Origin of the sequence: Erythrobacter tepidarius, assembly GCF_002155695.1 — a bacterium.
Taxonomy (GTDB): domain Bacteria; phylum Pseudomonadota; class Alphaproteobacteria; order Sphingomonadales; family Sphingomonadaceae; genus Erythrobacter; species Erythrobacter tepidarius.
On record NZ_MUYJ01000002.1, the window covers coordinates 26,868 to 49,812 of the forward strand.

Annotated in this window: 15 protein-coding genes; 10 read left to right on the forward strand and 5 right to left on the reverse strand. The window is 67.0% G+C overall.

From position 1 onward, the window contains the following. Window positions 1-8: 8 nt before the first annotated feature. Together BZF61_RS01920 and BZF61_RS01925 are read right to left on the reverse strand one after the other, a co-directional pair. Window positions 9-3,701, reverse strand: coding sequence for an SDR family NAD(P)-dependent oxidoreductase (locus tag BZF61_RS01920; RefSeq protein ID WP_086616956.1), 3,693 nt, complete (start codon window positions 3,699-3,701; stop codon window positions 9-11). Window positions 3,702-3,807: 106 nt separating this feature from the next. Further along, window positions 3,808-9,300 carry an AMP-binding protein gene (locus BZF61_RS01925; RefSeq protein WP_169711925.1) on the reverse strand — a complete coding sequence of 1,831 codons (5,493 nt, stop codon included), beginning with the start codon at window positions 9,298-9,300 and terminating at the stop codon, window positions 3,808-3,810. A 317-nt stretch (window positions 9,301-9,617) separates the two neighbouring features. Here BZF61_RS01925 and BZF61_RS01930 point away from each other — a divergent pair, with 317 nt between their 5' ends. Continuing rightward, entirely contained in the window at window positions 9,618-11,831 is a 2,214-nt protein-coding gene (locus BZF61_RS01930) for a putative bifunctional diguanylate cyclase/phosphodiesterase (protein WP_086616957.1), read from the forward strand. A 109-nt stretch (window positions 11,832-11,940) separates the two neighbouring features. Here BZF61_RS01930 and queF read toward each other — a convergent pair whose 3' ends face one another. Continuing rightward, the gene (gene queF, locus BZF61_RS01935; RefSeq protein WP_086616958.1) at window positions 11,941-12,414 is read right to left on the reverse strand and encodes a preQ(1) synthase; all 474 of its coding nucleotides are present in this window, start codon (window positions 12,412-12,414) and stop codon (window positions 11,941-11,943) included. A gap of 484 nt (window positions 12,415-12,898) precedes the next feature. Here queF and BZF61_RS01940 point away from each other — a divergent pair, with 484 nt between their 5' ends. The 9 genes from BZF61_RS01940 to BZF61_RS01980 all read left to right on the forward strand — a co-directional run bounded on the left by BZF61_RS01940 (window position 12,899) and on the right by BZF61_RS01980 (window position 20,908). Then, on the forward strand, window positions 12,899-13,657 hold the full coding sequence (locus tag BZF61_RS01940; RefSeq protein WP_086616959.1) for a hypothetical protein: 759 nt from the start codon (window positions 12,899-12,901) through the stop codon (window positions 13,655-13,657). Between the two features lie 49 nt (window positions 13,658-13,706). Further along, a complete protein-coding gene (locus BZF61_RS01945; RefSeq protein WP_086616960.1) occupies window positions 13,707-14,564 on the forward strand; it encodes a sulfurtransferase in 858 nt (285 codons plus the stop codon). Next, window positions 14,561-15,763, forward strand: coding sequence for a cystathionine beta-lyase (gene metC, locus BZF61_RS01950; RefSeq protein WP_086616961.1), 1,203 nt, complete (start codon window positions 14,561-14,563; stop codon window positions 15,761-15,763). Before BZF61_RS01945 ends, metC begins: the two co-directional genes overlap by 4 nt. Further along, on the forward strand, window positions 15,760-16,833 hold the full coding sequence (locus BZF61_RS01955; RefSeq protein ID WP_211276700.1) for a mechanosensitive ion channel family protein: 1,074 nt from the start codon (window positions 15,760-15,762) through the stop codon (window positions 16,831-16,833). Before metC ends, BZF61_RS01955 begins: the two co-directional genes overlap by 4 nt. Before the next feature lie 67 nt (window positions 16,834-16,900). Next, the gene (cobA, locus tag BZF61_RS01960) at window positions 16,901-17,659 is read left to right on the forward strand and encodes a uroporphyrinogen-III C-methyltransferase (RefSeq protein ID WP_086616962.1); all 759 of its coding nucleotides are present in this window, start codon (window positions 16,901-16,903) and stop codon (window positions 17,657-17,659) included. Further along, the gene (locus tag BZF61_RS01965) at window positions 17,656-17,955 is read left to right on the forward strand and encodes a DUF2849 domain-containing protein (RefSeq protein WP_086616963.1); all 300 of its coding nucleotides are present in this window, start codon (window positions 17,656-17,658) and stop codon (window positions 17,953-17,955) included. Before cobA ends, BZF61_RS01965 begins: the two co-directional genes overlap by 4 nt. 1 nt (window position 17,956) lies before the next feature. Next, entirely contained in the window at window positions 17,957-19,588 is a 1,632-nt protein-coding gene (locus BZF61_RS01970; protein WP_086616964.1) for a nitrite/sulfite reductase, read from the forward strand. An 89-nt stretch (window positions 19,589-19,677) separates the two neighbouring features. Then, entirely contained in the window at window positions 19,678-20,133 is a 456-nt protein-coding gene (locus BZF61_RS01975) for a DUF934 domain-containing protein (RefSeq protein ID WP_086616965.1), read from the forward strand. Next, window positions 20,123-20,908 carry a phosphoadenylyl-sulfate reductase gene (locus BZF61_RS01980; protein ID WP_086616966.1) on the forward strand — a complete coding sequence of 262 codons (786 nt, stop codon included), beginning with the start codon at window positions 20,123-20,125 and terminating at the stop codon, window positions 20,906-20,908. Before BZF61_RS01975 ends, BZF61_RS01980 begins: the two co-directional genes overlap by 11 nt. A 4-nt stretch (window positions 20,909-20,912) precedes the next feature. On the opposite strand, the gene BZF61_RS01985 is transcribed toward BZF61_RS01980, so the two are convergent. Further along, complete coding sequence (locus tag BZF61_RS01985) at window positions 20,913-21,830, reverse strand: NAD-dependent epimerase/dehydratase family protein (protein WP_086616967.1); 918 nt, start codon at window positions 21,828-21,830, stop codon at window positions 20,913-20,915. Beyond that, window positions 21,827-22,945, reverse strand: coding sequence for a glutamate 5-kinase (proB, locus tag BZF61_RS01990; RefSeq protein ID WP_086616968.1), 1,119 nt, complete (start codon window positions 22,943-22,945; stop codon window positions 21,827-21,829). The genes BZF61_RS01985 and proB overlap by 4 nt, the downstream gene beginning before the upstream one ends.

Here is a 22,945-nt window from a genome sequence, read left to right on the forward strand (position 1 = left end):
GCCCTGCCTCACACCGTCATCGACATGCCGCGATAGATCCGCGCTCGGTAACGCGAATCCTCGGCATCGGGCAGGGGCGCGCCGACCAGCAGCACCGCCCGGGCAAAGCGGCGGACTTCCTCCAGATGCTCGTCGAGATCGCGCGGTTCTTCCGACTGCACCCGGCGGGTGAGGTTGATCTGGTTGACCGGAACATCGTTGACGAGCCGCTCGTTCTCCACGGCCAGCGTCGCGGTGAAGGCGTGGAGCGTCGTCTTGATGAAATTCGCCAGCGCGAAGGCCGGGGACTTATCGCCTATCGGCACGTCGGGGCTGGTCAGCACCAGCTGGCAATCATCATAAAGGGACGCGCGGCGGGCAACGCGGAAATGGTGGGTAAGGTTGTCGGCCAACACCTCGCGAATCGCCTCGGGGGTGAGCGGATCAGCCGTCTCGAACAGCTTGGCCGGCAGCGCCGACATCGGCGTTGAGAGGATCGTGGTGGGCTTGCCCCAGGCGCGCAGCGCCTCGTCCATCGCGGCTTCGATGTCGGCGGTCTTGACCAGCGAGGTCAATGCCTCGGCAGTATCGGGTTCGAGCTGCGCCTTGATCGCCGCAAAGGCCTCTGCGGTGCGGGTGATCACCACCACTCTGGCGACATGGCAATCCTCGATGAAGGCGCGCGCGGTCTCGGCGAGGTAATCGGCGAGATGCTCGCCGATGATCCACACCGTACGCCCACGCATCTGGTCGAGCCGCTCCTGCTTGGGGCTGCCGAACAGCTCGCGCTCGGTGGTCGAGCGCTCCACGCTCAAGCCCCCCGATGGCATGAAGGTTTCGCCCGAAACGGCCCGGTCGGCGAGGAAGAACACCGTCGCCTGCGCCACGTCGTGCTCGGTCGGCATCTTGCCGAGATAGAGCTTGGACAGCACGCCCAAACCGACCTTTTTGGCTTCGGCGGCGATCTTGTCCACGGGCAGAAAGGGCGCATCCTCGGGCGGGACGCGCAGCAGCCAATTGCCATCTTCCGAGGCCGGGCGCTCAGACCATTCGGGCGCGTCGAGGAACAGCCCCGCCTGCCGTAGCCGCCCGATCAGCGCAGCGGCGATTTGCGGCGTCAGGAGATACTGGTCCCAGGTGCAGGTGCCATCACCTTCCCGCGCGCAAGCCAGCGCCAGTTCGCGCAGTTCGTGCGGGTTGTTGGTGTCATGGCTCATCCTGACGGTATCGTTACGGGCGAGCCGGGCCAGCACCGCCTCGACCCGCACCCCGCGCCGGATCGCCTTGATCGCGGCAGCGTGAACGGCGTTGAGCCGCTTGTTTTCGAGGATCAGCTTGCCGCGCCGTTCGAACAGGCCGGGCTTGCCGCCGGTGCCCGAAAGCCGATCGCCATCCACCGGCCCCGGCGCGATCGCGTTGAACTGCACTTCGGGGCCAAGGTAACGCGCCATCGATTCCACCATCGCGCGCTGGCCCGCCTTAGACACCGCGTAGTCGGCGCGGTTCGGGTAAGCGACCGCAAGATATTTCTCACCCCCGAAATAGCTCGAAACATTGAGGATATAGCCCGACCCTTGCGCCTTCATCAGCGGCGCGACATGGTGGATGAGAAAGTAGTTCGACACGAGGTTCGCATCGAGCGTGTAGTTCCAGGCATCGACCGTCATGTCGACAACCATGTCCTCCGCGCCCGCAACGCCCGCATTGTTGATGAGGTAGTCGATCCGTCCGAAGGCCTTGAGCGTCGCATCGACTGCGCGCTTGAGGCTTTCGAAATTGCTGACGTCGACATTGGCAAGGGTCTGCACCCGGCGTTCGACCCCGGCAAAGCCGATGTCCTCCAGCTCGCTGACGATCCGCGCCCGGGCCAGCGCGAGTTCGCTTTCGCGCCGGGCGACCATCATCACCTTGCCGCCTGCCAGCGCCAGCAGCCGCGCCACCTGCCCGCCGATCCCGGCCGACCCGCCGGTGATCAGCGCGACCTTGCCCAGATGCAGCCCGGTGATGTTTTCGGAAAAGCCGGGCATCGCCTTCCTCGCGCCCGTCGCCTCGCCGATATTCGGCGGGACATAGAGCGTGATCTCGCCGATCTTGCTTTCCTTCAGCAGGATGCGCGCCGCATGGCCCGCGGTGAAGCGGATGTTCTCGGCCTCGGTGTTGGTGAAGCGGACGATCTGGTTGCCCCACTCGGCCTGCCGGCGGCGGCCATGGGCGGTATCGATCGCGCTCTCGTCACGCCAGATGCGGATCAGCTGTTCGGTCGCGGCGCGCAGGATGTGGCCGTAGATGTCGCCCTTCCCGTCGCTGGCATGGCTGACGAAGACGAAGCGCGGCGGCTGGAGCAGACTGTCGTGGCGCTTCCAGTAGCGGCTCAGGGTGCGCGCGAGTGCCATGTTGCCCGCCAATTCGACATCCATCAGCGCCTCGACCACCGAATCCTCCACCGCGGTGATCGCGCCCGACAATTCGCCCGCGCCAAGCGCCGGCAGGAACAGCGCGCCGCTGATCGGCGTGCCCTTTCTGGTGTATTCCTCCAGCGCCGCTTCCATGCCTGCCGGGTCCTTGCGATTGAAGCGGATGATCGCAAGCTTGTCGGACAGGCCGAGCGCCTTGCAGCGCTTCTCGGCAATGGCGACGTCGGCGGCGCGCGGCAGGCCGAGCACCACTTCGGCTCCGCAGGCGAGCTGCACCTGCGCGATCTCCAGCGCCTCCTCCCAGTCGTCGCCGGCGGCGATGAGCACGGCTAGACCCGTGCCATCCATCGAGCGCATGGTGGGCCGGGCGAGATAGGTCGAGCGCTGCTCCTTCCTCACGCTCATCCCATGGGTGATCTCAAAATCGTGGCCGTTATAGGCCGCGCTCTCGTCCGAGCCGAGGAACACGCAGGTGGCGGCGACGTCTTCGGGCATGGGGAAGGTCTTGGCCTTCTCTTTCCCGCTGGCGGCGCGTTCGAGGCTCATCATGTCGAAGAACTGCTTGGCGGTGGTGCCCGCTTCATCGCCGCGCGCCGCGTCCATCGCGGCAAACACGCTGCGGATGCGCTCGCTCTCGATCGGGCCGGGATAGACCAGATTGACGCGGATGCCCCTGGGGCCAAGCTCGAGACTGAGCTCACGGCTCCAGGCATTCAGCGCCGCCTTGGGGACAACATAGGCCGCCCGCGCATAATAGGGCGTGCGGCTGAAGATGGTCGAGACGTTGATGATCGAACCGCCTTCGGGAATATGCTCGGCCGCGACCCGCGCAACGTTCCACGCGACCGCGAAGATGTTGCGCAGGGCATCGCCCACGGTCTCGCTGTCGGTGCTGCCCTTCTTCTGGAGCGCGGCCAGTTCCTCTGCCGACAGGGGCAGGTTCTCGATCGGCTGCTTCGGCCCGGCGCTGCCGGCGTTGTTCACCAGAATGTCGATCCGCCCGAATTTGCGCACCACCTCGGCAATTGCGGCGCGGACCGAGGCGATGTCACCGCCATCGAGCGCCACGGTGGCGAGCCGCGCCGGATCGGCACCGGTGGCCTTGAGCAGCGCCTGCGCCGCGGCCTCGGTGCGATCGGGGGTGCGGCCCGTCATCACCACGGTTGCGCCTTCTGCAAGATAGTGCGTGACGATATGCCCGCCCAGATTGCCCGCAGCGCCGGTGACAACCGCGATCTTGCCCGCCAGACGGCCCGGAACAACACCCTGCAAGGCAGGGCCAGCGGCAACAGCTTTTGATTTGGCCATAAGCTCTCTCTCCTCACAGAACTGCGGCGAAGCGGCGCTTCGCTTCGTGTTTCGTTCAACCCCGGGGAGGAGAGCTGGGTTCGTTTCAAAAACTGCAACGCTCAGGTCAGCGCTCCGGTTCCCCGGCACTTGCCGCAGACCATGCTTCGAGCAGGGCATCGCGGCTTCTGAGCCCGAGTTCGGGCAGCGCATGGTTGACGACGTAAGTCGATCCGGTGTGCCTATTCTCCCACATCGCCTGGTGCGCTTCGGGCAGGCCGTCCCACGCCACTACTTCCGGATCGGTCACTTCGAGCAGGCCGGCGGCGATCATGTCGTTCATCCGCGCAACCTCGTAGGCGTTGCACAGGTGCGTGCCGAAGATCTGCGCGGTCGGCATGTAGATCCTTCGTTGCCGGGTCCAGACCTGCGGGGCATAGAAGGTGAAGCGGCACCCGCTCAGGTCTTCGGCGAAGACCACCCGGCCGGTGAAGGGCTTGACCAGCGAGGTCGAGATGCCGAGCGTGTCCTGCCCCGCGCGCTCGAACACCAGATCGGGGCTGCCGCGCGGATTGTCGGGCGAGCGCAGGATCTTGCCCACGGCCGAACCGAAGGGCTTCATCACCCGGTCCTGATAGTCACGCACCGCCGCCTTGAAGACCTCGATATCGGCCTTGGCATCAGGCAGGCGCGGCATGGTTTCGGGCCAATGAAAGTTCGCCCCCTCGCGGCGGCGGATGCTTTCGAGCGAGACGATCCCCTCGATCGCTTCCTCCAGCCCCAGCGATTGCAGGAATTCGCGCTGGCCGTCGGTGGTGGTGGCGATGACGCTGCGCGCGTTGAACCGGCGCGCGGCCTCGATCATTTCGAGGCCCGTTTCGTCGAGCAGTTCGGAGGAGCCCGGCCCGTAGAAAATCAGCACCGCCTCACCCCCGCGCAATGCAGCGCGGCGGAGCATTTCTTCCGGGCTTGCCGTCCCCGGCTTGCCCATGAAGCTGAAATGGTAGCCCGACGAGGCACCATAGAAGGCCAGCGTGCCGCCTTCGGCAAGCAACTGGAACGAGCGTGGGAAGGCGGTCTCACCCGCGTGGCTGACGACATAATCGGCAAGCTTGCCGCCATTGATCGCCTTGTATGCCGCGATCAGCGGCGCTCCGGCGGCCTCCCAGCCTTGCGCCTCGGCCTTGTCCTCGGGCACGACGGTGTAGAGATCGGCAAACCGCGCATCCTTGCGGTTGATCGCGCCCACCGCGCCCTGCACTCTGGTGATGAAGTCCGCACGTTCCTCAGAGGAGACGAGGCCCGTCACCTGAAGGCCGGTGCGCACCGCCGAACGCAGCGCATCCAGCCCCGTCCCGGTAGCCGCGCCCTCGACGAACAGCGTCCGTCCCGGCGCGATCTGCAAGGTGGTGAACAGGCAGCGCACGATGGTGCCGAGATTGAGCACGTAGCTGCCCGCCTGCTCCAGCGTCAGATCAGGCGGCACCTTGTGCATCTGCGGCGCCTGCACGGTCAGGAACTGCGCATGGCTCCCCGTCTCGGTCTCGTAGCCCTGAATGGCAAAGTCCGCATACATCGGATCATTGCCGACCTGCGGGGAGAGCAGATCATTGGTTCCCGAATAGACCGTCACCAGATCGCCGACCTTGATCCGCCCCTGCGCGCGGGCTTCGCTGCCCAGCGCCGCGACCAGCGCGATGCCGCCCGAGCCGGTGATCTGCACGTCTTCCTCATGCGCATCGAAAGGCGAGACGGGAATGCCGGTGAGCGCCCAGATGTCGTTGAAGTTGACCTCGCTGGTCAGCATGTAGAGCAGCGCCTCGTTCGGTCCCGGCTCGGGCACCTTGACAATCAGCTCCTTCTCGTGGCTCGCGGGCGGGCCGAAGCGCGGCTGGCCGGTGTCGGGATCGCGGGCGATGCCAAAAGCATATTGGTACGCCGGGATCGGGGTGACGCCGGGATAGAAGGGCGCGCCCACGGGCAGCAGTTCGCCCGCCGCCTCCATCGCCTGCGCGCGCATTGCGTGCTCCGCGTCAATCCATACGCCGTCACGTCGGACGGGGAGCGGCGGGGCGACCTTGTCCATGAACTGCCTGATGCCGGTCTTGCCGCCATCGGGATCGACGATCGCCTCGGCAAACAGCGCCGCTTCGCGCGCGAGGCCAGCAGTGAAGCCTTGTTTAAGCCCGGTGCGCACCGCGTCGAGCGCCCGCGCGCCCGCAGTGCCGCGCCCGGCCCAGTCGAGCTGACGCAGGATGCGCTGGAGGAAGTCATCTTCCAGAACCGCATCGAGGCTGATGTCCGACGCGCTCTCCCAGCGGGCAACCGCCACCTGCCGCTCGGCAAACGCCTTGCCAAGCGCCGATTCGGGCCCGTGCCGCACATAGTCGCGCACCGCGGCATGGGCGGCCGAAAGCGCGTCAAGCGCGCCGTCGACCAGTTGATCGACGAGGCCGATGGCGGCCGCGGCCTGTGCGGTGATGCTACGCCCGCCGAGGATCAGGTCGAGCGCATCGCGCACGCCTTCGGCCCCGCGCCGGTCGGCCAGCAGGCGCGGGAGGCGCTGGGTGCCGCCATAGCCCGGCAGCAGGCGCAGACGGATCTCGGGCTGGCCGAAGCGCGCGACCGGTTCGGCGATGCGGTAATGGCAGGCGAGCGCGAATTCCATGCCGCCGCCCAGCGCCACGCCCTGCACCGCCGCGACGCAGGGCTTGCCCATCCGCTCGATGGTGCGAAAGGCGAGATGCGCATTGTTGGGCAGCACGATCGCCTCTTCAACCGTGTGGATTTCCTCCAGCATCTGGCGGATGTCCGCGCCCGCGACGAAGGACGATGTGCCCTCGCCGGTGAACACCACCGCCACCACGCTGTCATCGCGTGCCAGCGTCGCGGTGACCAGAACCAGCTCGTCGATGGCGCGCTCGTTCAGCGCATTGACCGGCGGGTTGGTGACGGTGACCGTCGCCACCTGCTTGCCGGGCGCAACCGTGTTGTACTGGACGAGGAAATAGCGGTGGCGGTCGAACAGCGCCTGCTCGTCGCTCATGCGCTGCTTGCGCTGCCAGTCGGCGATAACGGTGCGCAGCTCGTCCAGCGCTTCGGGGTTGCGCAAGGTGGTGACGTCGCCGACATCTTCGCCCACCACCAGCGCGCGGACCATGCGGCGCATATATTTGCCCGAGCGGGTTTCGGGGAACTGGCTGACCTCGATGAAGTCCGCCGGCACCGCGACCGCGCCCTTTTCGGTGCGCACCAGATCGGACAGGCGGCGCTTGTCCTCTTGGGTCAGCTTGCGCCCCGCCACCGGCACCACGAAGGCGATCGGGGTCAGCCCCTTCTCGCGGTGCGGCGCGCCGACCACCAGCACATTGCCGACCGGCGAATCCGGCGCGAGCGCCTTGTCGCGCAGCACCGCACCCTCGATTTCCTCGGTGCCCATGCGATGGCCCGAGACGTTGATGACATCGTCCGAACGCCCGTGGAAGGAAAACGAGCCGTCCTCATGCCGGATCGCGAAATCGCCCTGGGTATAGGCCCAGGCGCCCTTCCAGCGCTTCCAGTAGCCTTCTTCCCAGCGCACCGCATCGCCGCGCCATGCCGGATCGACGCGGCCGTTCTCGACCTTGAAGCCCGCAATATCCCCCCAGATGGTGCGCGCGAGGTAGGGATAGGGCGCAGCGATCACGATCTCGCCCTTCTCGCCGATATCGGCCTTGCGCCACGACACGCCGCCATCATCGGCGCGGGCAAAGGGCGCATCGCCCCCAGGCCCGGCCTCGTCCTCCACCCACACGTCGCCGACAATCCACGGCAGCGGGTAAGCATGGGCATCGGGGCGCAGAGGAAAATCGTCGTTGCCGGACATATGCGTCCATGCGATCCCGCCGTGTTCGGTCGCCCAGTAGGAATTGATGTAGCGGGGCGTGACATGCGCCATCCCGAAGGCCTGCACGCTGGGGCTGACGGGCTCGGCGCAGAAGGTCGCCACCCTGAGGCCGCTCATGTCGTAGCGCTGGACTTGCGCGAGGTTGGCCGGATCGGACATGATCGACTTGAGGAAAGTCACCCCCGCCTTGAAGATGCGCACCTTGTGCCGCTCGATCATCGAGGCGAAGCGACCCGCGTGCGGGAAGACCGGCGAGCCTTCACTGACCAGCGAGGTCACCCGCGTCATCAAGGGTGCGCAGATCAGGTAGCTTTGACCGGTGATCCAGCCCGGATCGGTAACCACGAAGAGCGTGTCGCCGGGGCGCGCATCGAAGCTTACTGCCATCGTCTCGGCAACGCCTGCGGCATAGCCGTGGGAATGGACGATCCCCTTGGGCTTGCCGGTGCTGCCCGAGGTGTAGATGAAGAACATCGGATAGTCGGCATCGACCGGCATCGGCCTGGACGAAGCCCAGATCGCGCGGACGAAATCGCTATCGGACAGCGCCAGCAAATCGGCTTCGGACTGCACCGCAAAGCCCGCTGCGCGCGCCTTGTCCAGCACCGTCACCAGCGCCGCATCGGTCAGCTCGTGGCTCCAGCGGTCGCGTTCCTCGCGCCAGATCATGTCGCTTTGGTGGGTGTGACGGCACACGATCACCGCCTCCACGCGCGGCGGCAGGGTGACGAGGCTGGAGGCAATCGCGATCCTTACCCGCGCGGCATCGGCGCTGGTGATGCGCCCCTCGGCGCCGAGGTTGATCAGCGCCCGGCCCACGCCCCGCATCACGTCCGAGCGATCGACCGTGATCTCTCCGGCAAGCGCCTCGCGCACGGTATCGACGATGGTCGCCGCGTCCGCTGCCGGTAGCCCCATGTCGAGGTCCGAAAGGATCGAAAGCGCCGTCGTCACCGGCACGAAATTGTCGAGCGCCGGATCGGTATAGGCGTTCTTGAAGGGCGCAACCTGCGCGTTGCGATAGCTGCCGTCGCAGGTGACGATCACCCGCGCGCCGGTATCGGCGATGCGATCGGACAGGGTCTTGTCGGAGAACCCGCCGAACACCGCCGTATAGACCACCCCCATGCGCTTGGCGGCCTCGGTCCAGTAGATCTGCGGGACGATGCTCGGCATGTTCAGCGCGATACGGTCGCCCGGCTTCAGTCCCAGCGCCTCCAGCGCCACCGCGCATTTCGCCACCTCCAGCAGCAATTGCTTGCGGCTTACGGTAAAGCAATCGATCGGCGCGCCCTTGCCGCCGTTGGCGGACATGTCCCAGCGGTCGCCTTCGAAGATCAGCGCGATTTCATCACCGTGGCCGGCCAGGACGTGGCGATCGAGCTCGGAGAAGGCCGCATTGGTGCGTCCGCCCACGAACCAGCGCCAATGCGGCGGGTTGGTGCCGTCGAAACCGGTGTGCCAGGGCGTGAAGTCGTGCGGAAGATCGGGCGAAACCGGCATGGCAGTGGCGGCATCCCAGCCGTGCCATAGGCCATCCTCACCCTTGGCCAGCCACGCGCCGGCTGGCCCGGCCTCGCCGACGAACCAGTGCATGTTGCGCGCGGCAATCGCGCCATGAAACGCGCCCGGATCGGCCAGCGCCGCCGCACGCATCGCCTCCCAGTCGGCGCGGGTGCGAACGCGATTGACTACGGCTGCAAACCCGGCAGTGCCTGCACCGGCTTCGGGCATCCTCGCTTCCCCCAATCTCAGCCGCCGCCTTTCGCCGATCCCCCCGCGCCAGGCTGCCTGCATGAAAATTACGTCATCAACAGCCTTCGGACAATTTTCTTCCGCAAGGCCCGAATGGTGCCGTAACGCGCCATCTCGCGGGACGTTCCTGCGCGCGGTGCTGCCGGCCACGCAGAGTCCAGCCACGGTGGGGTGCGTAACGTTTTTTCAATCGCCGTGGATTAGGTGGCGCAAGGTGAACCGGGCCCGGAACCTGCGCTGCGGACCGACCCGGACGGCATCTCGGGCGCTTGTCTATGCTCGTGCGAGGATGAAAAATGCCATTGGGGTTTCTCAAGTCGGTCAGGGATCAGGCGCCACGCCCGGCGAACACCGGCAAATCCGGTGCGGGCGGCGGCGAGGAACAGAGCTTGCCCGAACGCGCAAGTGTGCTCAGCGATATCGAAACGCTCGGCATCGGCATGTTCTGGGCAACCGATGCGCAAGGACGGCTCTCGTTCCTCTCGCAAAGGGCGCTCGAGGATCTCGGGTTCACGGCCGAGGACCTGGTGGGCAAGCCGGTTACGCAGGTGTTCAGGGATGTCGATCCCGAGCCCGGCGCCCCTTTGCAGCGCGCGTTCGGCTTCAAGATCAAAGCCCATTCGCGGATCGAGGAACACGTCGTTGCGGTGAGTGCAGACAAGGCCGGCAAGGCTGGATGCGCCACCCGCTGGTGGCGGCTCAACGGACGTGCGATGACCGATGCGGCCGGCAATTTCCTCGGCTACCGTGGCAGCGCGGTCGACATCACCAGCCAGTATGCCCATGAGATGCAGGTCGCCCGCCAGTCGCAGATCGACGAGCTGACCGGCCTTGCCAATCGTCGCAAGCTCGGCGAGCGGTTGGCGGCAACGCTGGCGGCCTTCCGCGCCAGCCAGCGTTCCTGCGCGCTGATGATGCTCGATCTCGACCGCTTCAAGCACGTCAACGACACCATGGGCCATCCGGCCGGCGACGAGCTGCTCAAGCAGGTCGCCGACAGGCTCAAGAACATCGTCAGGGATCTCGGCGAAGTCGGCCGCCTGGGCGGCGACGAGTTTCAGGTGCTGCTGCCCGACATGGACGACCGCGGAACGCTGGGGGAATTGGCCAACCGCATCGTCCAGTCGCTGTCACAGCCCTACCAGATCAACGGCCGGCGGGCGATCATCGGCACCTCGGTCGGCATCGCGATCGCACCCTATGACGGGGTGACCGCCGCCGAACTGACCCATGCGGCCGACATGGCGCTCTATGCCGCCAAGGAGACCCGCAGCGGCATCTTCTGTTTCTTCACTAACGAACTGCGCGAAGCCGCCACCAAGACCGCCCGGCTCGGCGAAAGGCTGCGCGATGCGGTCGATCAGGGTCAGCTGAATCTCGCCTACCAGCCGCTGGTCGATCCGGCCACCAACGAGGTGCGCTGTTTCGAGGCGCTGCTGCGCTGGCATGACGGCGAGGAGGGCGCGATCTCGCCTGCCGATTTCATCCCGATCGCGGAAAATGACGATCTCATTTTGCGCATCGGCGAGATGGCGCTGCGGCAGGCCTGCACCGATGCCATGCAGTGGCCGGAGACAATCCGCGTCGCGGTCAACGTCTCGGCCAAGCAGTTCGTCCGGCCGGGCTTCGTCAAGACGGTGGCCGGCGCGCTGCAGGCTTCGGGCCTTGCGTCATCCCGGCTCGAGCTGGAGATCACAGAAAGCGTGTTCGTGGGCGATCTCGAAGCCGTCGACGCGATTTTCCGCGATCTGAAGAAGCTCGGGGTGCGCTTCGCGCTCGACGATTTCGGCACTGGCTATTCCTCGCTCGCCTATCTCAAGAACGGCCATTTCGACAAGCTCAAGATCGATCAGAGCTTCGTGCGCGGCTGCACCGAGAACGGCGACATCAACCCGGCGATCATCACCGCCATCGTCGCGCTGGCCAAGGCACTCGGCATGGAGACCGTGGCCGAAGGGGTCGAGGCGATGGACGAGCTGGAACTGGTGCGCCAACGCGGCGCCGATCTGGTGCAGGGCTATGTCTATTCGCCGGCGATCTCGCAGGAACAGGTCAAGATTGCTCTTGCCGACGGCACCATGAAGGTCACGCCGAGCGGCCCGCCGCGCTACCGCGCGGAGCGGATCACGATCTTCCGCAAGGTCGGCCTGATCCACGAGGACCACTATTATGACGTGATTCTGCGCAACCTGTCCAAGACGGGCGCGCGCATCAACGGGCTGGCGGGGGTTCCGATCGGAACCGATGTGGTGCTCGATCTGGGCCACGGACAGCTGGTGGTGAGCCGCGTGGTCAATGCCACCGAGAACAGCCAGGGCCTCAAGTTCGAGACCCCGCTGATCAGCGATGGCAGCGGCGGGTTCATGACCCGGCACCGGATCTCGCCCTATGCGCTGGCCGAAGCAGGCATCCCGCTGGCGGCGCTGGGTGCGGGCGCCTTCCCGCTCGCCAAGTGGCGCGAAGGCCACAAGAGCCCGCCCAAATTCGTCCAGCTCGATCTCAGCGTCTAGGCCTGTTCGCGGCGGGATGTTTCACGGGAAACAGCGCGCAAGCGGGCAAAGATCAGGCAATGAAGCGACAATGAAGGGACAATGATCCGCTGCGCCGGCGGCGCGGCAATCAACCGCGCCCGCGATAGGAAGGCACGCCCTGATCGGGCAGCCACAAGCCTTGCGGGGCCGCGCCAGATTGCCAGAAGACGTCGATCGGAATCCCGCCGCGCGGATACCAATAGCCGCCGATGCGCAGCCATTGCGGGCGCATTTCCTCGAACAGGCGCACGCCGATGCCGACCGTCACATCCTCGTGAAAGCCATTGTGGTTGCGGAATGAGCCGAGGAACAGCTTGAGGCTCTTGCTCTCCACGATCGTATCGCCGGGAACGTAATCGATCACCAGATGCGCGAAATCGGGCTGATTCGTGACCGGACACAGCGAGGTGAACTCGGGCGCGACAAACCGCACCAGATAGGTCAGCCCGGGGCGCGGATTGGGAACATAGTCGAGCACCGCTTCCTCTGGCGAGGCCGGTAGCGGTGTCTCCCTGCCGAGAAATTGCGGCGCGGGCTTGGGCGGCTCGGGTGTAGTCGTCATGGGACAGGCTGTTGCCTCGAATGGGCCATGGGCGCAAGCGGACAACTGGACGGAACGGGCCAAGATTCCCTATGGGGCCAGCAAATGTTCAGCTGGCGAGCGCCAGCATTGTGCCCGTCTGCCCGATCCCGCCACCATGAACCGCGCGTCCCTGCCCCTCGTCCGACATTCCGCCGCCCTTCTTGCGCTGGCTGCCGGCCTGCCGCTGGCGGCGCAGGCGACCCCGGGTGGGAGTTTCTCGCTGCCGGAGCCTGCGCCCACCCCATCCCCCGCGCCGGCCGGACCGGCGGACGAAGTGGCGGGTGTCGCGATCCCGCCACGCCGCGTCGATCAGCCGCGGATCACGCCCGTCCCGGTGCCCATGCCTGCGCCAGTTGCAGAAGCATCGCCTTCCCCCCGCTCCTCCTCGTCCGGCCAAACCGCGCCGGCCCGGTCCGCCAGTCCGGCAGCGGCCCCTGCGCCTTTACCCTCAGCCCCCTCCTCCGTGCCGACACCCTACCCGGCGCCCGCGGCCGCGCCGCCTGCCGGTGCCACGCCCGGTATCGCGGCGGCCACGCTGCCAGCTGCCCCGATCGCTCCGCCTTCGGCTGCTGCACCGCCTTCCGAGGCGCTGGGCGCGGCGGTGATCGACTGGCGCTGGCTGGCAGCCGGAGCGCTGGTGCTGACGAGCCTTGCTGGCGGCTGGCTGGTGTGGCGGCAGCGCAAGCCGAAGGTCTTGCGGCTGGCACCGCCGGTGGCGGCACCCAAGGAGGCTGAACCGCCCGCACCGCCGCGCATCGATATTTCGCTCGACATTCCAGGCGCAAGCCGCAGCCTGATGACCTTTACCCTGCGGTACCGCATCACCCTTGCCAACCGGTCCGAGCGCGCGGTCAATGATCTTGCCCTTGCGGTGCAGCTCACCACCGCGCGCCAGGGCCAGAGCAACGCCGCGCCGCTTGCCGCCGCCCGCAGCATCGCCCGCGTCGAGCGGATCGGCCCGCACCAGAGCCGCAGCGTGACGGGCGAGGTGCAGCTGCCCTTCGCCGAGATTGCCCCGGTGATACAGGGCCGCATCAGGCTGTTCATCCCGCTGCTTCACGTCACCGTCGAAGGCGAAGGCCAGCAGAGGCTGGTTCGCAGCTTCGTGATCGGCACGCCGGGCATGGCCGAAGGGCGGGTTCAGCCGCTGCGCATGGACATCCTGCCCGGCTCCCTGCCGGACCTGCGCGCGCGGGCGATCGAGGCGCCCTTGCCCGCGTGATGGCCCGCTGCCCTTGGCGCGGCGGCGCAGGCGCGCTAGGCCTTGGGGCATGAGCGACACTTTCCCAAGCCTCGTATCGACCGAGTGGCTGGCCGCCCGTCTGGGCGCGCCTGGCCTCGTGGTGCTCGATGCCTCCTACCACCTGCCGGCGGCCAAGCGCGATGCGGCGGCAGAATTCGCAGCCGGACACATCCCCGGCGCGCGCTTCCTCGGCCTTGCCAGCCTGTTCGATGGCGGATCGAGGGTGCCTTATGCCTTCCCCACCCCCGATCAGATCGCCGCGCGCCTCGCCGGCCTTGGCGTGGGCGCTGAGGATGCCATCGTCATCTATGACGACAGCGCGATCCGTTCCGCCGCCCGGGCGTGGTTCGTGCTGACGGCGAGCGGGCGCGACGATGTCGCAATCCTCGACGGCGGAATTGCCAAGTGGCGCGCCGAAGGCCGCGCGCTCGAATGCGGCGTGCCGGATATCGCACCCGTCGCCCCGGCGGCCTTCACCGCCCCGGTCCGGGTGCGCAGCAAGGCCGATATGCTCGCCAATCTCGCAAGCCATGCCGAGCAGGTGATCGATGCGCGCAGCGCCGAGCGGGTGTTCGGCACCGGCATCGATCCGGTCAACGGCCTGCCGATGGGGCGGATTCCGGGCAGCGGCAACCTGCCCTACACCGATCTGTTCAACCCCGACGGCACCTACAAATCGCCCGATGCGCTGCGGGCTGCCTTCGCGGCGGCGGGTGTCGATCTCACCCGCCCGCTGGTTGCCACCTGCGGCAGCGGCGTCACCGCGAGCGTCATTCTGTTTGCTGCACATCTGATCGGCAAGCACGACACGGCGCTCTACGATGGCAGCTGGAGCGAATGGGGCGCAGACCCGGCAACGCCCAAGGCCCAGGGGTCAGCGGCATGAGCGGCGGCGGCAGGAGCGAGGATCCCGCCCGCAAGCCTGCCACCCGCCTCGTGCGCGGCGGCCGGCGGCCGGAATGGACCGGCCCGGTGGTCAACCCGCCGGTGTGGCGCGCCTCGACCCATCTTTACGAAAGCGACGCGGCGCGGCGCGAGGCGGGCAAGAACAATGTTGACGGGCAGTTCTTCTACGGCCGCCGCGGCGCACCGACCCAGTGGGCGCTGGCCGAGGCGCTGACCACAATCGAGCCGGGCGCTTACGGCACCGTGCTTTACCCCAGCGGTGTGGCGGCGATTGCCGGATGCCTGCTTAGCGTGCTGAAGCCAGGTGACCGGCTGCTGATGGCCGACAATGCCTATGATCCCTCGCGCAGCATGGCGACAGGCCTGCTGGCGCGCCTGGGGGTGGCAACGATCTTCTTCGACCCGCGCGATCTGGACCGATTTGCCGCGCTCTGCTCCGAGGGCGCACAGGCCGTGTGGCTCGAAGCGCCCGGCAGCCTCACCTTCGAGATGTGCGATGTTCCCGCGCTCGCCGCGATCGCCCGCGAACACGGCGCGGTCAGCCTGATCGACAACACCTGGGCCAGCCCGCTCGGCTTTGCCGCGCTCGCGCATGGCTGCGACATCGTGATGATGAGCCTGTCCAAGCACGTCGGCGGCCATTCCGACCTGCTGATGGGCAGCGCGAGCGCGGGCAAGCGCTGGTACGGCGCGCTGCGCCGCACCGCGCAAGAGCTGGGGCAGGTGGTCTCACCCGATGATGCCGCGCTCGCCGCGCGCGGATTGCGCACCATGGCGGTGCGGCTGGAGGCACAGACCCGCGCGGCGCTCAAGGTGGCGCAGTGGCTCGAAACCCAGCCGCAGGTCGCGCGGGTGCGGTGCCCGCTGCTCCCCTCCGATCCCGGCCATGCGCTGTGGCGGCGCGACTTTACCGGCGGCTGCGGGCTGTTCGCCTTTGACCTGGCGAGCGATGATCCGGCAGCCTCGGCGCGGGTGGTGGATGGCTTGGAACTGTTTGGCATCGGCTACAGTTGGGGCGGGTATGAAAGCCTCGCCCTGGCCATTACGCCGGACGATTATCGCAGCATCATGGAGGGGACCGGCGGCAAGCCGGCGATCCGCCTGTCAATCGGGCTGGAAGACCCGGACGATCTGATCGCCGATCTCGCGCAGGCGCTGGCCCGACTGGAGACGAGATGACCATTCCCGCCGCCGACAATCCGCACCCCGCGCCCACCCCAACGAGCGAAGCCGCGCCCGCGGTTGCCTCCGCTCCTGCCGCAAGCGATCCGCTCGAAGTGGTCGAAGCGGCCGACCGGCTCAAACAGGGCGTCACCAGTAAGAGCGAGACCGCCGGAGCGTTTCTCGAGCGGCTTGACGGTTTCGCGCTGGAAATGGGGGACATCCGCTTTTCGCTGCTCGATGCGCTGCTGACGGCAAGCGTCATCCTGCTGGTCATCGCCGCGGCGATCCTGTTCAACCGCATCGGGCAACGGCTGATCCGCAATATCAGCCGGTTCGACGACACGCAGAAGCTGCTGTCGGAAAAGATCCTGACCGTGATTGTCTGGACGGCGGCGTTCTTGATCGGCGTTGACCTGCTCGGCATCGACTTGACCGCGCTGGCCTTTTTCGGCGGTGCCTTCGGCCTCGCAATCGGTTTCGGGCTGCAGAAGACCTTCGGCAACCTCATCGCCGGGATCATCCTTTTGATGGACAAGTCGATCAAGCCCGGCGACGTCATCGCGGTGACCGACATGGCCGGCAACGAGACCTTCGGCCAGATCCGCAAGATCGGCATCCGCGCGGTCTCGGTCACCACCCGTGACGAGCGCGAATACCTGATTCCCAACGAAAACCTGATGATCAACCAGGTGGAGAACTGGTCCTATTCCTCCAAGCGGGTGCGGATGCAGGTCCAGGTCGGGGTCAGTTACAATGCCGATATGAAGCTGGCCGAGGAACTGATGCTGAAAGCCGCCAAGGCCGCCCCGCGCGTGCTCGACACCCCGCCACCAACGGTGTGGATGTGCGGCTATGGCGACAATTCGGTCGATTTCACCATCCATTGCTGGATCGAGGATCCCGAGGAAGGCATCGGCAATGTTCGCAGTGCGGTACTCAAGAACCTGTGGTGGCTGTTCAAGGAACATGGGATCGAAATTCCCTTCCCCCAACGCGACATCAACCTGCGCGACAGCGCGCAGCTGCGGGCGCTGATCGCGGCGCTGGCCGGGCGGGCTGAGGACAAGGCGCAAGCGCTGCGATAGCTGGGCTTCTGCCCTGCCAAACCATTCTCGCTGGCACGCCGGCGCGCGCTCGACCATGTGCAGTGCCATGCGAAAGAGCGGCACCATCTATCTTGTCGGCGCAGGGCCGGGTCCGGTGGACTTGCTCACCCTGCGCGCCGTCCGCCTGATCGAGCGGGCCGAAGTGATCGTGCATGATGGGTTGATCGGCCCCGACATCCTCGGTCTTGCGCAAGACGATGCCCGGCTGATCTCGGTCGCCAAGCAGCGCGCCCGCCACACCATGTCGCAGCAAGCGATCAACGCGCTGCTGGTGCGCGAGGCCCTCGCGGGCCATGACGTTGTGCGGCTCAAGGGCGGCGATCCCTTGATCTTCGGCCGCGGCGGCGAGGAGGCGGAGGCCGCGCGCGCCGCGGGGGTTGCGGTCGAGATCGTCCCCGGCATTTCCGCGGCCAATGGCGCTGCCGCCGCCGCGCAGATTGCGCTCACCCACCGCGAGGCATCGAGCATCGTCTCCTTCGTCGCGGGCCAGTGCAAGGGCCTCTCGGAACAAGACTGGTCGGGCCTCGCCGGCAAGGGGCGCACGCTGGTGATCTACATGGGAGTATCGACCGCCGGCAGAATCGCCGAGAAGCTGATGGCCGATGGCCTTGCGCCTTCGATGCCCGTCGCCGTGATCGAAAACGCCGCACGCCCCGAAATGCGGGTGCTGCGCGGGCTGCTGGCGGGCCTGCCCGATCTGGTCGAAGCCGAGGCGGTGAAGAGCCCGGCGCTGATCGTCATCGGCGAAGTGACCGCGCGTGACGACATCGCCCTTGCCAGTTTGGTGCAGGAGGCCGCGCGATGAAGATCCTGACCGGCAATGATCTGCGCACCGGCGCGGTCATCTGGTGGACCGGTTCCGGTTGGTCGCTGTTCGTCGATGATGCTGTCGATGTGGGCGAGGATGCCGAGGAAATCCTCGCCCGCGAGGAAGCCGCGCGGCGGGTCAATGTGCCCTACGTCTGTCAGGCCAGCATCGACGCTGCCGGGCATGTCAGGCCAGCCCATATCAAGGACCGGGTGCGCGCGCTCGGCCCGACCGTGCGGCGCGATCTCGCCGTGACGACCGCCGAGAAGACCGGCTGGGACTGGGTGATCTGAGATGTACCGTTACGATTCATACGATCAGGCGATGGTCGAAGCCCGCGTCGCCGAATTCCGCGATCAGGCCCGCCGTCGCCTCGAAGGCAAGCTGACCGAGGACCAGTTCAAGCCGCTGCGGCTGATGAACGGGCTCTATCTCCAGCTCCACGCCTACATGCTGCGCGTCGCGATTCCCTATGGCACGCTCAGCAGCCGCCAGATGGAGATGCTGGCTGACATTGCCGAGAAATATGACCGCGGCTACGGCCATTTCACCACCCGCCAGAACATCCAGTTCAACTGGATCAGGCTGGAGGATGCCGCCGACATTCTCGCCGATCTGGCGACGGTCGAGATGCACGCGATCCAGACCAGCGGCAACTGCATCCGCAACATCTCGTCCGATCACTTCGCCGGCGCGGCGGCCGACGAGGTGGTGGACCCCCGCCCCTATGCCGAGCTGATGCGCCAGTGGTCGAGCTTCCACCCGGAGTTCTCCTACCTGCCGCGCAAGTTCAAGATCGCGGTGATCGCGTCCGCGAAGGACCGCGCGGCGATGCGGCTCCACGATATCGGGGTGCGGATCGTGAAGAATGACGCGGGCGAAGTGGGGGCGCAGTTCTATGTCGGCGGCGGGATGGGGCGCACGCCGATGATTGCCCCGCTGATCCGCGACTTCGTGCCGATCGACCAGTTCATCACCTATGCCGAGGCAGCCTTGCGGGTCTATAACCGCTACGGCCGGCGCGACAACAAGTACAAGGCGCGCATCAAGATCCTCGTCCATGAACTGGGCGCGGCGGAATATTCCCGCCAGGTCGAGGAGGAATTCGCGCATCTGCTGCGCGTCGGAGTGGAACCGCCGCTGGCCGAGCTCGAACGGATCAAGGCGCATTTTGCCCCGCCTGCCTTTGTCGACGGCCCCAAGACCATCGACCGTTCGGACCCCGATTTCGCGCTCTGGGTGGATCGCAACACCCACCGCCACAAGCACGACGCCTATGTCTCGGCGGTCATCAGCCTCAAGCCCCCCGGCGGCATTCCGGGCGATGCCAGCGCCGCGCAGATGCGCCTCGTTGCCCGGCTGGCGCGCGAATACAGCTTCGACGAGTTGCGGGTGATGCACACCCAGAACCTGCTGCTGCCCCATGTCCGCATCGCCGATCTGCCGGCCGTATGGCAGGCGCTCGAGGCGGCGGGCCTTGGCGCTGCCAACATGGACACGATCGAGGACATCATCGCCTGTCCCGGACTCGATTATTGCAGCCTTGCCAATGCGCGTTCGATTCCCCTCGCCCAGCGCATTTCCGAGCGCTTCGCGCAGACCGGCCGCACGGAGCAAGTGGGCGAATTGAAGCTCAAGATCTCCGGCTGTATCAACGCTTGCGGGCACCACCACGCGGGCCACATCGGCATCCTCGGTGTCGACAAGAAGGGGGTCGAGAACTACCAGCTCTCCCTCGGCGGCAGCGAAGGCGAGGATGTCAGTCTCGCCAAAATCACCGGCCCCGGCTTCGACGAGGACGGCGTGATCGCCGCGGTCGAAAAGGTCACCGAGGTCTATCTCGCGCAGCGTGCGCAGGGCGAACGCTTCCTCGATACCTACCGCCGCATCGGCATGGAGCCGTTCAAGGAGGCATTGTATGGTTGAAGCCGGCCTCAGGACCGCTGCACGCGCAGCGATGGCAGTCCATTTTCACAACGCTTTTGCGGGCAGCCATGCCCTCTACGGAGGCCGGGATGGATAATGACCTGGGCACCTCCCCCGACGAGGTGCAGTTCCGCTTCCGCGACGACGAGCCGGTGGATCACGCTGCCGTGACCGTGGACTGCGTGCTGGAGCAGACCAACGCCACCGCCGTCCGTATCGAGCCGGGAGACGATGCGCGCCTCCTGCTGCCCTTCCTTGATCGCCTCGCCTTGGTGGAGGTCAACTTCCCCGCCTTCGGCGACGGGCGCGGCTATTCCTCGGCCCGCATCCTGCGCGAGGCGGGCTACACCGGTGAACTGCGCGCGGTGGGCGAGGTGCTGATCGACCAGCTCTCGCACATGCGCCGCTGCGGTTTCGACAGCTTCGCCCCCGACAAGCGCCTCGACGAGCAGGACGCAGCCCGCGCTTTTGCCACGTGGGAGAATGTCTACCAGCGTGCGGCCGACGCCCGCGCCACGATTGCGGACAAGCGCCATGAAGCCTGACACCACGACCAGCCCCGCCGCGCCGCAGGATCGCACCCGCGACACCCTCGACCTTTCCCCGCGCTTCACCGCGCATGACGCCTTGCGCCTCAACCGGATGTTTCGCGGCAGCACCACGGCCGAGATGCTCGAAGCGGTGATCCGTGATCGGCTGGCGGGCGATCTGGCGGTGGTTTCCAGCTTCGGTGCGGAAAGTGCGGTGCTGCTGCATCTCGTCGCCAGCATCGATGCATCGGTGCCGGTGCTGTTCCTCGACACGGGCAAGCATTTTGCCGAAACCCTGGCCTATCGCGACACGCTGGTGGCACGGCTCGGCCTCAACCTCGTGGTGCTGACCCCCGACGCCGAGGAACTGGCAAAGCGGGACGAAACCGGCCTCAGGTGGTCCTATGACCCGGACGGCTGCTGCGAGATCAGGAAGGTGCGGCCGCTGGAAAAGGCGCTGGTGAATTACGATGCGAGCTTCACCGGCCGGAAGGCGTTTCAGGCCAAGACCCGCGCCAACCTGCCGCGCTTCGAGATCGACACCTCCGACGCGCAGGGACGATTGAAGATCAACCCGCTGATCGACTGGGATCCCGCACAGATCGAGGGCTATTTCATCCAGCACGATCTGCCCCGCCACCCGTTGATCGCGCAGGGCTACCCTTCGATCGGCTGCTCGCCTTGCACCAGCAAGGTCGCTCCGGGCGAAGACCCGCGCTCGGGCCGCTGGAAGGGTTGGGACAAAACCGAATGCGGCATCCACAAGCCGGGCGAGGAACCGTTCCTCTAGGGCATCAGAGCCACCCTTCGCGGGCATACCATTCGGCGGTCGCCCTCAGCCCCTCCTCGCCGGTGATCCGCGGCTGCCAGATGGCCGGCGGAGGCCGCAGATGCGCGCGGACGACCCAGTTGGGGTGGCAGATGTAGCCGATCCGGTCGGCGGTGAGTTTGGCGCGGTCGCCGCGCAGGAGCCGGTCGGCCGCGGCAGCAGCCTTGAGCACGAAGCGCGGCAGGTGCGGCGCAAACACCCTTTCGCGCCCGACCGCCCGGCCGATGGCCGCAGCAAGCTCCTTGTGGCTCCACCCGCCCTCGCGCCCGTCATCGGGCTCGTAAGTCTGGTGCCGGGTCGGCGCAGCATCAGCGCGCGCGAGCAAGACCAACAGCCGCGCCAAGTCATCGGCATGGATGATCGAGCTGGCTCCGCCGGGCGGAAGCGGCACGAAGCCCCACTTGGCGGTGCGGAACATCTCGAGATAATCGATATCGCGCGGACCATAGACCCCGGGCGGGCGCACCGTGGTCCAATCAAGGCCAGAGGCTTGTACCTCTGCCTCTGCCTTGGCCTTGGACGCGCCATAGGCCGAAAGCTGCGGCTCGCGGGCGGCGAGCGAGGAGACGAACACCAGCCGCCGCACTCCCGCCGCGTCCATGGCGGCAAGGACATTGGCGGTGCCGGCGACATTGGCGGTCGCGAACGCGGCCGGATCGGGCGTGTTGGTCAGCCCGGCAACATGGATGACCGCATCCGCGCCCGCGACCAGGGCCGCCAGCGCCGCCCTGTCGCCAAGGTCGCCGCGCACCCAGCTCACGCCATCGCGGGCAGGCTGGTCGCGCCGGGCGAGCGCGCGCAGCTGATGCCCCTCGGCCAGCGCCGCATCGAGCACAGCGCTGCCGACGAACCCGGTCGCGCCGGTAAGCGCAAGATTGCTCACAGCAGAACCATGTGATCGCGGTGAATCACGCAGGATCGCGGCGCATAGCCCAGCCGTTCGGCCTGCTCCTCCACGCGCCTGCCGGCGATCAGCTGGACCTCGGCCGCGTCATATTCGGCAAGGCCCTGCCCCAGCCGCTCGCCCTTCAGGCTCACCACGCTGACCAGATCGCCGCGCCGGAAGCTGCCGGAAACGCCGATCACCCCCGCCGCCAGCAGGCTGGCCCCGCCCTTCAAGGCCTCCGCGCAGCCCATGTCGACGCGCAATTCGCCCGCCGGCGCGAGCCGTCCGCCGAGCCATGCCTTGCGCGCCGAGGCCGCGCTGACCGGCAGGAACAGCGTCCCCGTCCCGGCAGCAAGCGCATGGGTGATCGGTGCGTCATGCGTGCCATTGAGAATGGCGAGCGCAATCCCGGCGCGCGTGGCGATCTGCGCGGCTTGCAGCTTGGACACCATCCCACCCGACCCAAGGCCTGAGGACGAGGCGCCGCTCGCCATCGCCATCACTTCCGGTGTCACGGCGTCCACCACGGGAATGAGGCTTGCCCCTTCCTCGCGCGGGTCACGATCGAACAGGCCGTCGACATCCGACAGCAGCAGCACCAGATCGGCATTGGCCGCCTGCGCCACCCGCGCGGCAAGGCGATCATTGTCGCCGAAGCGGATTTCCTCGGTGGCGACCGAATCGTTCTCGTTGATGACCGGGATCACGCCCGCCTCGAGCAGGCGGTCGAGCGTGGCCGAGGCGTTGAGATAGCGGCGGCGTTCTTCGAGGTCGCCCAGCGTCAGCAGCATCTGCGCGGCGGTGATGCCCTCGGCCCCGAGCGCGCGGCTCCACAGATCGGCGAGCGCGATCTGGCCGACGGCAGCCGCGGCCTGCGCATCGGCGAGGCTCCCGCGTCCGCCCCTGGGCAAGGCCAGTCGCGCCGCGCCCAGCGCAATCGCGCCCGAGCTGACCACGATAACTTGCGCGCCATGCTGGCGCAGCATCGCCAGCTCGCCCGCCATGCGCATCAGCCATGCCTCACGCGCCTGCCCGCCGCCGACCAGCAAGGCCGAGCCGATCTTGACCACGATCCGCCGTGCGGCGGTGATGTCTGCCAGAGTGTTCAGCAT